The sequence below is a fragment of the Nonomuraea sp. NPDC003709 genome, assembly GCF_040610775.1.
Taxonomy (GTDB): domain Bacteria; phylum Actinomycetota; class Actinomycetes; order Streptosporangiales; family Streptosporangiaceae; genus Nonomuraea; species Nonomuraea angiospora_A.
Window position 1 is genome coordinate 862160 of the sequence record NZ_JBEXMW010000003.1, and the last position, 10860, is coordinate 873019.

General features: G+C 71.2%; 15 protein-coding genes. 6 read left to right on the forward strand and 9 right to left on the reverse strand.

Going from position 1 to position 10860, the window contains the following annotated elements; genetic code table 11:
• Nucleotides 1-45 precede the first annotated feature (45 nt).
• Together ABZX61_RS12690 and ABZX61_RS12695 are read left to right on the forward strand one after the other, a co-directional pair.
• A complete protein-coding gene (locus tag ABZX61_RS12690) occupies nt 46-1173 on the forward strand; it encodes a histidine kinase (RefSeq protein WP_355194016.1) in 1128 nt (375 codons plus the stop codon).
• Nucleotides 1170-1832, forward strand: a complete 663-nt coding sequence (locus tag ABZX61_RS12695; protein ID WP_350723278.1) for a response regulator transcription factor — start codon at nt 1170-1172, stop codon at nt 1830-1832. The genes ABZX61_RS12690 and ABZX61_RS12695 overlap by 4 nt, the downstream gene beginning before the upstream one ends.
• Here the strand turns inward: ABZX61_RS12695 and ABZX61_RS12700 are convergent.
• From ABZX61_RS12700 to rplK, 8 genes are all read right to left on the reverse strand, one after another.
• Nucleotides 1796-2251, reverse strand: coding sequence for a lasso peptide biosynthesis B2 protein (locus tag ABZX61_RS12700; RefSeq protein ID WP_350723276.1), 456 nt, complete (start codon nt 2249-2251; stop codon nt 1796-1798). The genes ABZX61_RS12695 and ABZX61_RS12700 overlap by 37 nt on opposite strands.
• The gene (locus ABZX61_RS12705) at nt 2248-2505 is read right to left on the reverse strand and encodes a lasso peptide biosynthesis PqqD family chaperone (RefSeq protein ID WP_350723274.1); all 258 of its coding nucleotides are present in this window, start codon (nt 2503-2505) and stop codon (nt 2248-2250) included. The genes ABZX61_RS12700 and ABZX61_RS12705 overlap by 4 nt, the downstream gene beginning before the upstream one ends.
• Nucleotides 2502-4352, reverse strand: coding sequence for a lasso peptide isopeptide bond-forming cyclase (locus ABZX61_RS12710; protein ID WP_355194021.1), 1851 nt, complete (start codon nt 4350-4352; stop codon nt 2502-2504). The genes ABZX61_RS12705 and ABZX61_RS12710 overlap by 4 nt, the downstream gene beginning before the upstream one ends.
• A 13-nt stretch (nt 4353-4365) precedes the next feature.
• Nucleotides 4366-4473, reverse strand: a complete 108-nt coding sequence (locus tag ABZX61_RS12715) for a keywimysin-related RiPP (protein ID WP_350723271.1) — start codon at nt 4471-4473, stop codon at nt 4366-4368.
• Between the two features lie 28 nt (nt 4474-4501).
• A complete protein-coding gene (locus ABZX61_RS12720) occupies nt 4502-4711 on the reverse strand; it encodes a hypothetical protein (protein WP_355194024.1) in 210 nt (69 codons plus the stop codon).
• A gap of 16 nt (nt 4712-4727) precedes the next feature.
• Nucleotides 4728-5264, reverse strand: coding sequence for a hypothetical protein (locus tag ABZX61_RS12725; RefSeq protein WP_350723269.1), 537 nt, complete (start codon nt 5262-5264; stop codon nt 4728-4730).
• 222 nt (nt 5265-5486) lie between these two features.
• Nucleotides 5487-5903 carry an HIT family protein gene (locus ABZX61_RS12730; RefSeq protein WP_355194026.1) on the reverse strand — a complete coding sequence of 139 codons (417 nt, stop codon included), beginning with the start codon at nt 5901-5903 and terminating at the stop codon, nt 5487-5489.
• 34 nt (nt 5904-5937) lie between these two features.
• On the reverse strand, nt 5938-6363 hold the full coding sequence (rplK, locus tag ABZX61_RS12735) for a 50S ribosomal protein L11 (protein WP_355194027.1): 426 nt from the start codon (nt 6361-6363) through the stop codon (nt 5938-5940).
• A gap of 45 nt (nt 6364-6408) precedes the next feature.
• Between rplK and ABZX61_RS12740 the strand changes: the two genes are divergently transcribed.
• The 4 genes from ABZX61_RS12740 to ABZX61_RS12755 all read left to right on the forward strand — a co-directional run bounded on the left by ABZX61_RS12740 (nt 6409) and on the right by ABZX61_RS12755 (nt 9380).
• Nucleotides 6409-7302, forward strand: coding sequence for a MerR family transcriptional regulator (locus tag ABZX61_RS12740; protein ID WP_355194029.1), 894 nt, complete (start codon nt 6409-6411; stop codon nt 7300-7302).
• Nucleotides 7303-7550: 248 nt separating this feature from the next.
• Nucleotides 7551-8045 carry a hypothetical protein gene (locus tag ABZX61_RS12745; protein ID WP_355194031.1) on the forward strand — a complete coding sequence of 165 codons (495 nt, stop codon included), beginning with the start codon at nt 7551-7553 and terminating at the stop codon, nt 8043-8045.
• Nucleotides 8046-8182: 137 nt separating this feature from the next.
• On the forward strand, nt 8183-9010 hold the full coding sequence (locus tag ABZX61_RS12750) for a hypothetical protein (RefSeq protein ID WP_355194033.1): 828 nt from the start codon (nt 8183-8185) through the stop codon (nt 9008-9010).
• A 16-nt stretch (nt 9011-9026) separates the two neighbouring features.
• The gene (locus ABZX61_RS12755) at nt 9027-9380 is read left to right on the forward strand and encodes a hypothetical protein (protein ID WP_355194035.1); all 354 of its coding nucleotides are present in this window, start codon (nt 9027-9029) and stop codon (nt 9378-9380) included.
• Nucleotides 9381-9597: 217 nt separating this feature from the next.
• Here ABZX61_RS12755 and ABZX61_RS12760 read toward each other — a convergent pair.
• On the reverse strand, nt 9598-10860 hold a 1263-nt coding region (locus tag ABZX61_RS12760), incomplete at its 5' end, for a peptidoglycan recognition family protein (RefSeq protein WP_355194037.1).

A 10860-nucleotide genomic window follows, 5' to 3' on the forward strand; every position in this document is an offset into this window, starting at 1 on the left:
CGTGCGGTGGAGTCGCCCGCGGCGGTATCCGGCTAAGGTGCGCGCATGAGCACAGGACGGTTCGGCGTCCCGGCGGCTGTCACAGACTGGGCGATCGCCGGGGGCGTGGCCGCGGCGCTGCTGGTCACCGGGCTGTCCGGGCAGCACTCCACCACCTACCTCGACCTGCTCGGCTACGCGCTGCTGGCGGCCGGCGGCCTGGCCCTGGCCGTGCGCCGCCGGGCCCCGGTTCCCGTCCTGGCCGTCACCGGGCTGTGCGCGGCGGGTTACCAGGCGGCCGGGTTCGACGTGCCCGCCGTCGCGTACCTGTTCGCGGTGTACGCGGCCGTGCGGGCGGGTCACCGTGCCGTCACGGTGGCGGTGAGCGTGGCCATGCTGGCCGTCCTGCCCCTCGCGGCCCTGGCCTCGGGGCTGCACGACACGGGCGAGGCGTTCGCGCAGGCCAGAGGCGCCCTGGAGCTGGCCTGGCTGGTCGCGGCCGGCGCCGCGGGTGAGGCGCTGCGGCAGGCCGAGCGGCGGGCGGACGAGGCCGAGCGCACCCGGGAGGAGACCGCGCGGCGGCGCGCCGACGAGGAGCGGCTGCACATCGCGCGGGAGCTGCACGACTCGCTCACCCACCAGATCTCGATCATCAAGGTGCAGGCGGAGGTCGCCGTCCACGTGGCCCGCAAAAGGGGTGAACCGGTGCCCGAGGCCCTGCTGGCGATCCAGGAAGCCGGACGCGAGGCGACCCGGGAGCTGCGCGCGACCCTGGAGGCCCTGCGCGACGACGACACGAGCCCGCCGCGTGGGCTCGACGACGTCGCGGAGCTGGTCGAACGGGCCCGGACGACCGGCCTGGACGCGACGCTGACGATCGGGGGACAGCGCCACGACGTGCCGGCCGCGGTGGACCGGACCGTCTACCGGATCGTTCAGGAGTCCCTCACCAACGTCGCCCGTCACGCCGCCGCCGCGACCGCGTCCGTCCGGATCGACTACCGTCCCGACGCCCTCGCGGTCCGCATCGACGACGACGGCAGGGCCACCCCGGACGCCGCCCCGCCGCCCGGCGTCGGGCTGCTCGGGATGCGCGAACGCGTCACCGCCCTCGGCGGTCGCCTGCGCGCGGCACCGCGCGAGGAGGGCGGCTTCACCGTCCAGGCCGAACTTCCCGTGGACCGTACGTCATGATCCGTGTCCTGCTGGTCGACGACCAGCCGCTCCTCCGCAGCGGATTCCGCGCGCTGCTCGACCTGGAGGACGACATCGAGGTGGTGGCCGAGGCCGCCGACGGCAAGGAGGGCCTGGACCTGGTCAGGCAGCACCTGCCGGACGTCGCGCTCATCGACGTCCGGATGCCGGTCGTCGACGGCATCGAGGCGACCCGCCGCATCGCCGCCGACCCGGCCCTGGCCGGGGTGCACGTCGTCATCCTGACCAACTACGGCCTGGACGAGTACGTCTTCAACGCGCTGCGCGCCGGCGCGGCCGGATTCCTCGTCAAGGACATCGTGCCGGAGGACTTCCTGCACGCCGTACGCGTGGCCGCGCGCGGCGACGCCCTGCTCGCACCGTCGATCACCCGCAAGCTGATCAACCGGTACGTCACCCAGCCGCTCCACGCCGCCACCGGCACGGGGCTGAAAGAGCTGACCGGCCGCGAACGCGAGGCCGTTGCCCTGGTCGCGCAGGGCCTGTCCAACGACCAGGTCGCCGACCGCATGGCGATCAGCTCGCTGACCGCGAAAACCCACATCAACCGGGCCATGGCCAAGCTCAATGCCCGCGACCGCGCCCAGCTCGTGGTCTTCGCCTACGAATCCGGACTGGTGGTCCCACGCAACTCCTGACCTCTCGGGGCGACAGCGATCAAGGGGGCGAGATACCCCTCCGGTGTGGGCTCGTCCACCGCCCTGCCCTCCGCCTCGACCCAGGCGTGCGCCCCGAACGGGGGCCGTACCCGGACACCCGTACACCACGTCGGCCACGAGCCCCGCATCCGGCACAGCAGGGCGGTGGCCAGTGACCGGGGAAGGCAGCCGTGCACGCCCAGGCAGGTGAGGCTCACCGCGAGCACCGCGTCCTTGGCGGCCTTGGCCTCGGCGTACGTGGCGGGCCTGGCCCGCCGGCTGAGCAGGGTGAGCACGGTACGCAGGCGCCGCGGCGGCAGCACGGCCAGCGAGAACGCCGCTCCCACCGCCATCCGCGCCGCCAGCCTGGCCCGCCACGGAACCCCCTGCGGCCGCTCCAGCGCGCTCGGAACGGTCACGGCGCCACCAACCCGGCCGCCCGCAGCTGCTCCAGCAGCGCCAGCACGTCCTCCAGGGCCTCCCCGTGCCCGACCTCGAACTCCGCCGCCAGGGCCGCGGCCGCCTGCTCCGTGGTGTCGCCGTCCAGCAGCCGGCGCACGGCCAGCGCGCCGCTCGGGTTGAGCTGCCAGAAGTCGCCGTTGCGCTGGTTGAGAAGCACGATGCCGTAGTCGGTGTCGGCGGTGGACACATCGGCGCTCAGCCGCAGGCTCATCGGCCGTCCTCCTTGTCGAACGGCTCCAGGGTCCGCAGCCAGACCTCGCAGCCGATGGTCGAGTACAGGATCGCCTCCCGCAGTCCCGGCGTGTCGGGGTGCGCGGTGAGGTCCTTGAGCAGGGCGGTGTCCACCAGCCCGAGCCGGGCCAGCCGGGAGTCCGCCCAGAGCGCCTGCATGTCGGGGCCGTGGCGGCGCAGTCCTTCGGCGGCGTCGAGCGAGGCCTCCGCCTTGCTGGTCCGCCGCAGGCACTCCTCGGGCACGACGCCGCGCATCGCGGTCGTCAGGAGGGGTTTGTAGCGCCACGGCGTCACCCGGTCCTGCGGGCGTACCGACAGGCACGCCTCGATCACCCGGTCGTCGAGGAAGGGGGAGGCCATCGGCAGCCCCGCGCGGACGCTCATCTGGTCCCACTGGCGGATGATCCGGCAGGTGTCGTGGATGGCGTGCAGGTCGGCGTGCTGCCCCCGGTCGGCTCCCAGCGGTTCGGCGTACGGGGCGGTCTCGGCGAGCACCTCGGCGGCCATGCGGCCCGCGTCCTGAGTGATCCACGGGAAGAGCCGGGGCGGCACCCCCCAGCCCAGCGCGCCGGACACGGGCGGCGGCAGCGGGGCGCGCAGATCGGCGAGCGAGCCGGACAGCCAGCGGCGGTAGGAGCGGCGGTCGGCCAGCGTCCGGAGCATCGGTCCGTACGGCCAGTGGAACAGCGCGCGGAAACCGCGCAGCCGCCCGATCGCCAGCATCGGCCGCCTGAGCAGCAGCCGGTGGTAGCTCGCCTCCGAGCACCAGGCCACGTGATCGCCGCCGATGCCGGTCACGTGCAGCCTGCTGCCCCTGGCGGCCAGCCGGGGCAGGTGCGCCAGCACCCTGGCGCGGTCCATGACGCCGATGGTCGGCTCGTCCAGCGTGTCGTCGACCCTCAGCAGGTCCTCGTAGACCAGCGGCGACTCCTCCGCCGGCCAGACCACATGCTCCGCGCCGCGCAGGTGGGCCGCCGCGCGCCGGGCCCACGCCAGGTCGTCGTCGGCCGGGTCGCGGCCCGGCCAGGTGGAGGCGATGAGGTGCGCCTCCTGCCGGGCGGCGCCCAGGAAGCACAGCGACGTGGAGTCCAACCCTCCGGACAGGTCGAAACTCACCGTGCCGCCCGCCTTGGTGCGCGCCCCGACCGCGTCGTCGAGCGCCCGCCGGACGTCCTCGGCGGCGTCGGACAGCGTGCGGACGGGCTCGGGATGCGTCCACCAGCGGCGATGCCCCGCGGTCACCCCGTCCGGCGCGACGGTGAGGTGATGGCCGGGTTCGACGGCGGTGACCGACGGCCAGAGGGGGAGGTGCGGCAGGGGATGGGGCACCGGCCAGAGCAGCCGTACGGCCAGGCGCCGCACGTCGAGCTCGGCCCCCGTGGCGGCGGCCAGAACGTCGGCGCGGTCGGAGGCGACGGTGAGCCCGTTCACGCGCGCGTGAAAGACCAGCCGGAGCCCGGACGCGGTGCCCTGGACGCGTAACCGGCCGTCCAGCGCGGCGACGAGGTGGAAGCTGCCGGGCAGGGTCCGGGCCAGCCGGTCGAGGTGCGCCGGGTCACGCAGCCGGCTCGCCTCCGCGGCCAGCCGTTCGGCGTCGAAGGCGCAGCGGCCGATCACCGCCAGCCTGGTGGCGCCCGCCTCGGCCACCGTCATCTCCTCGTCGGACCAGTGCCCGACCAGCCAGGGCCGTCCGGAGGCGTAGGTGACGGTGCGAGCGGTCGCCGTACGCAGGACCGCCGCCACGGCGGGCGCGGCCTCGTGGTCAGGGAGGACCACGAAGTACGCCTCGCCGTGGTGCGGCCGGCTCAGCATGCCGCAGTCGGGCATGGACTGTCCGATTTCAGTTCTTGCTGAAGATCAGCCGGTCGTTGCCGTGCAGGGCCAGGAGGCCGGTGGCCTTGCGGAAGGATCCGGCTGCCATAAGACGGGGCTTCTCGTAACGCTTCATGCGTTTTCCTTTCGGCTCGCTCCATGCATTACACCGACGACTTTGCATGGCCTGCGATCGTTTCGTCCAGGATGACGTCATAGCGCTCTTTCTCCTCATAAATCGCCCAAAATGGCGCGGGTGATGAGGTGGCAAATCCGCTCAATTGGACAACCATGTGTGCCGGACGGCCACAAAAATGTAGCAAAAAGCGATGAATGCCGTGCCCGGCAAGCTTCCCGGGCACGGCATTCATCATCGGCGGATCAGGCGACTCACTTACGCGTGAGATCGATGAAGTCGGTGCAGTTGTCAGGCCACTCCGGCGTCCCCTTCGTGCCCGGGGTCGGGAAGACGGTGCACCTGCTCTGGGCCACCTTGCCGCGCTCGTTCAGCACGGTGATGTGCACGGTGTCGCCTTCGTCGGGCGCGGCCAGAGTGATGTCGACCAGGCGGCCGAAGTCGCGCGGCAGCAGCTCGGTCAGGTCATGCCACTGTGGCATCGTCCGCGGGTCCCTGATCGCGACCCTGTCGTCGCGGATGACCCCGACGAACTTGGTCGGCGGCTTCTTCGGGTCCTCCGGGTCGCCCTGGAAGGCCGAGTCGATCGCCCGGGTCGGCTGCTCTTCCTTCTCCGACCTCGGATCGGTGGCGAGGTTGATCGCGGTTGCCGCCGTGTCCACCGTGCTGTGAACGCTGGTGACGGCCGTGGCGCCCGCCGACGCCGTAAAGGTCAGAGTCGCGAATCCACTGGCCGCCGCCGCTGCCACGGCAAAGGCCAGCGCGCTTCTGATGCTTCGGTGCTTAATCATCTGTTTCTTCCCCTGTAGGTCGGATTCGGAAGAATCGGACTTAATGCCACATCCCCCTGATGGTGCGAGCTGGAGGTACCCGCTCGAAGGCGAGACAACGCGCGTCGGGGATCGACTTGGAGAAAAAGATGGAAATGATCAAAACAGGTGATTATCAGACCGTCTTTTCTTGGGCAGCTGGGTGCAGCGGAACAGGCGAGTGCAGGAACGCTTTCGGCGGAGTTACGTAAGGGCTTTCCGGATCAGCGCCGCATCCTGGTCGAGCAGTTCCCGCGACCGCTTCTTCCAGCCGGCGGTGACCACCACGCCGTCTCCCGGGAAGCGCGGCACCACGTGCAGGTGGAGATGGAAGACGTCCTGACCGGCGGCCTCCCCGTCGGCGAGGGACAACCGCACCCCGTCGCAGCGCAGCCCCGATGCCCGCAACGCGCCCGACACCCGCCGCGCGGTGCGCCAGATCGCCGTACCGACCGCATCATCGGCGTCCGCCAGCCCGACCACGTGTACGCGCGGGATCACCAGCACATGGCCGACCGTGGCCGGCTTGTGGTCCATGATGGCCACCACGCTGTCGTCCTCATGAACGACGCCGGCCTCGACGCGCCCGGCGATGATCTCGCAGAAAACGCAGATTCCCATGCCCATCATGATCTGGCCGAGCGGGATCCCGGGTCTAGTCGCGGACGGTGAGGCCCATGGAACGGGCCGTTCCCGCGACGATCTTCTCGGCCTGATCCAGGTCGGCGGTGTTGAGGTCGGGGAGCTTGGCCTGGGCGACCTCGCGGAGCTGGGCGCGGGTGATCCAGCCGCCGCTCTGGTGACCCGGGCGCGGGCTGCCGCCGTCGAGCCCGGCGACGCGCCGGATCAGCGAGGCGGTGGTCGGCTGCTTGGTGACGACCTCGAACGACCTGTCCTCGTACACGGTGATCACCGCGGGGATCACGAACCCGCGCCGGTCCTGCGTCTGCGCGTTGTACTGCCGGCAGAACTCCATGAGGTTGATGCCGAGCGGGCCGAGGTCCTTGCCGACGTTCGCCGGGCCCGCCTCGCCGGCCTGAATGTGCAGGGTGACGACCCTGGCTATCTTCTGCTTCGCCATGTCGGCTACGCTAAAGTCTCCAGTTACTGGAGGCTCAACGGAATTATGAGCTACACGATCGGCCGCCTGGCGAAGCTGACCGGCCTCCCCGTGAAGACGATCCGCTTCTACTCGGACGCGGGCGTGCTGCCCGAGCGCGAGCGCACTGCCGCCGGCTACCGGCTCTACGGCGATGAGGACCGTGCGCGGCTGGAGCTGATCCGCACGCTGAGGGAGATCGGGGTCGACCTGGCCACGATCCGCTCGCTCGGCGACCGCCGGCTGAGGGACGTACTCGATCTTCACCTCAAGGCGGTCGAGACGCAGCTCAGATCGCTCCAGCGGACCAGGGCGGTGCTCAGGGCGACGCTCGCCCGGGACGGCGATCCCGCCGAGGAGGATCTGAGCAGACTCCACGCGCTCGGCCGGCTCGGCGCGGCCGAGATGGAGATCCTGCTGGACGAGTTCGTCGACGAGGTCGGCGGCGGCATCGAGGCCCGGCACGAGTGGCTGACCCAGATGCGCGACGCCATGCTCCCCGAACTGCCCGAGGAGCCGACCGTCGCGCAGCTCGACGCCTGGCTGGAGCTGGCCGGCCTGCTCGCCGACGAGGACTACCGCGACAGCCTGCGCCGGCAGAACACGGAGTTCTGGGAGGAGGACCGGGATTTCGACGCCTGGCACGAGATGAACGCCCAGATCATGCGGGAGGCGCTGACCGCTTCGCGGGCGGGCATCGAGCCCGGCTCCCCCGAATCCGAGCCGATCCTCGATCGGATCCTGGCGGTGATGGGGCAGGGCCGCGAGGAGCTGCTGCGCACGTTCGACGAGCACGACCCGCGGGCGGCCAGGCTGTGGGAGCTGGTGTCGATCATCGAGGACAGGCCCTGGCCGCCGGAGCAGACGATCGCGTACGGCTGGATCGAGGCCACGCTGCGCCACTTCCTGGAGCGGCCCTAGACGCAGATCCAGCTGCGCACGCTTTCGGCAGGGTGCCTGGTACGGGGGGCTTCGGTGCGGGGCCGGTGGGTGAAAGCGCGATGACGACCGGCACGGCCGGCGCGGTTATTTTTGCGCGGTCTTCCGAAACCGCGAGGGCTAGTTTTCCGGGGTGCACGCGAGCCGGTGACCGCCGCCTCGGCCGGCGACAGCGTGCGGCCGCTCGCGCGTCCGCGCGAGGGGGACGGCTCACATCAGGAGAAACTCACATGACCATGCCCACAACCGCCCCATCACGCCGCCGCCGCGGCCTGCGCCTGTCCGCGCTGGCCGCCGTCGTGGCCGCGGGCGCGCTGCTGGCGGGGAACGTCAAAGCGGCCGAGGCGGTGCCACCGGAGGTGATCAGCCGGTGGGACAACGAGATCGTCCACTCCAACGCCCTCAGCCCCGGCTTCAGCGGGTTCCTGGGGACGGGCTCGTACACGATCACCGCGAAGCTGTACGCCGAGAACACCGGTAACTCCGCGATCGACTACCTCTGCACGATCGGTACGGGCCCCAACTCGGACGGCGACATCACCGAGGTGACGCTGGCGCCGCACAGCAGGCACAGCATCTTCCTCAACGTCGTACACACCTACCCCGGCACGGGGCCGCTCAGCTTCGCCTGCTCCAAGCCGGCGGGCGCGTCCCAGGTGCTGATGAAGCAGGTGAAGATCACCGCCGTGAAGGTGAACACGCTGGACAACCAGCCGTTCGGCTGATCGGCGCGATGACCGGAAGAAGGGCCGCGACATCCGGATGTCGCGGCCCTTCAGGCTGGGCCGGTGCCGCGTCCGGCAGAACGAGACGAGCCGGCAGGCCAGTAACACCGGGCGGCGTCTCGGGTGATACCGGCAAGATGCCGGTCACCTACGGGCCCGAATACTCCCGCCCCGACCTGCCGGTCCCGCTTGCGCCGCTGCCCGGGCTGCCGGTGACGGTGCGCCGAGTTCTGGCCGGGCCGTCGCCGGAGCGCGCCCCCGCGGCGACGTTCGGCTGGGCGGTGCTCACCGCCGCGCTCGCACTGGCGGCGACCTTCGCGCCGCATCCGCTCTTCTCCGCCGCCACCTGGCTGACCGCGGCGTACCTGGTGGCCCGGGTCATGGCGCTGCGCCTGCTGGCGCGCGCCCAGCGCCGGTTCGAGCCGGACTGGCTGGCCGCGCAGACGCGGGTGCTGCGCGGGCACGGCTTCGACATCCTGCGCTGTACGGTCGGCGGCCGGGTCTGCGACCTGACCAGGCCGGGCGACGTGGAGGCGCTGACGCGGGCCGAGCCTGACGAAGAGGTGGTGCTGGAGTTCGGCTACCGGCCCGCGACGGGCGGGCGCGTCGCGGTCGAACGGGTCCGCCGCAGGCGCGCGGAGCTGGAGATCCGGTACGCGCGCTTCGCACCGGACAGCGGCCGGGCGCGCTTCCCCGAGGCGAGCTACGCCATCGGCGCGAACGGCCGGGGCACGCGCAGGAAGGTCATCAGCCGCAGCGGCGGCACCCGCCGCGCCGCGAACCACACCCGGACGTCGACGAACCGCCCCCACGCGCTCGGCACCATCATCGTGACGCCGAACCCGGCCGCACCGGGCACCGCGCCGTTGGCGGCGCTGATGAGCGTCTGCTGCCAGTGGCCGAGCGCGAGCAGCCACACGTGGTCCCTGACCCGCAGCCCGGCCTCCATCCACCAGCCGAGGTAGGCGCCCGTGAGGCGGCATGCCCGTCGGCTTTGAAGAGGGACGCCACCCACGAGTCGATCGCCGGGTCGCCGCCGTTGTCGATCATGTCGTCGTAGAGCCGGGCGACCGATCCGGCCAGCATGACCAGCTCGCCGTCACAGGACCGGCCCGCCATCCTGGCGTAGGCATGGATGCCGACGTTGAAGCTCAGCGCGGTGCCGCGCAGGGAGTCGATCATCGCCTCGCGCTCGGGCTCGGAGAACACGTCGCGGACGATCGGTTCGACGGCCCGCTCGAAGTCGCGTACGGCGTCGGGAGCGCAGGCGACGGCGTCTTTGAGCGTGACGGGAAGGGCGATCGCCAGCCGGGCACAGCGCAGAACGGTCAGTAGGTCGCGAATCACTACGCTCCCATCGACAGACGGTGAGCGCATGATGACACGGCACCGGGCTACGGTAATACGGCTTTCCCGGGTTGGCGGTCCTCGCCCGATACGGAGGTCAGACGCCTTTGTCGTCCGCGTGTCGTCAGCCGCAATTGCCCCACGGCAAAGCTGCGGCCGGATCGCGAGCCCGCGCGATCCGGCCACAGGTCATAGGGTCAGCGGATCAGCCGCCACAGTGTTCGAAGGGGCTCTCGTACGTGCTCGTCCCGGCCTTGCCGCCCCACTTGACGCACTTGTCGGCGGCGGTGGCCCGGATGGGCCCGGCGTAGTAGTCGAAGTTGCCGGTGTCGGTGGCCCGGGTCTTGCCCTTGACCTCCAGGAAGGCGGCGGTGGCGGTGGCCTTGCCCAGCGAGCTCTTCTTGATCGTGGCGACGCAGTTGTTGCCGTTGGCGGAGTTGAAGGTCAGGTAGACCGTGCCGCTGGAGCCGAGGGCAGCGGAGTCGATCACCTTGTAGCCGGTGCCGCACACGGACTCGGCGGTGTGCGGGTTGGTACCCCCGCCGCCGCCACTGCTGCCGGTGACGTACTGCATGTACTTGGACCAGTTCCAGTACCGGCCGGGGTCGGTGTGGTCGGCGCCCGGGACCTCGTTGTGGCCCACGATGTGGCTGCGGTCCTTGGGGATGTTGTACCGGTCGGCGATGTTGCGGGTCAGCGCCGCCGACGCGCGGTACATGGTGTCGGTGAACCACGTGGCGTTGTCGACGAAGCCCTCGTGCTCGATGCCGACCGAGCGCCGGTTGTAGTTGCCGGCGTGGAAGGCCCGGTTCTTCTCCCTGACCGTCTGGGTGATGGCGCCGTCGGAGGAGCGCACGACGTAGTGGGCCGAGGTGGGGTTCGGCCGGGGCCCGGTCTGGAACCAGGAGATCGTGCCGGCGTAGCTGCCCTGGGTCACGTGGATGACGATGCGGTCGATCGCGTCGCTGGTGGGCCGGTTGGAGACGGCGTAGTTGCTGCTGTGCGCCGGAACCCACCTGGCCGACGGGTAGTCGGTGCTCGCCGCGAGGGTGCTGGGCTTGTCGAGGTCTTCCGCATCGGCGTACGGGCCGCGATCGGGCGTCACGGTGCTCGCCGGTACGGTGACGCTCTCGCCGCCGGGGGTCGTGGCGCGGATCCCCTTGGCGAGCTCCTCGTAGACGGTGTCGGCGTACAGCCGGGCCACCGCGGGCGAGGAGGCGCCGCCGTACTTGGCGACCGCCTGGTACCACTTGCCCGCGTCCTTGCGGGCGGTGGCGTCCAGCTTGAGCTCGTCGGCGAGGGCACGCAGGACGGCCGCGCCGCCCGTGATGTTGGCCGCGTCGTCCGACTTGAGGGCGGACACCGGCTGTTTGGTCAGCGTGGCGGCCTTGTCGAGGGTCTTGGCGGTGACCAGGTGCATCACGCCGTACCCGCCGTCGGCGCTCGGCTGGCCCTGGTGGCCGTCCAG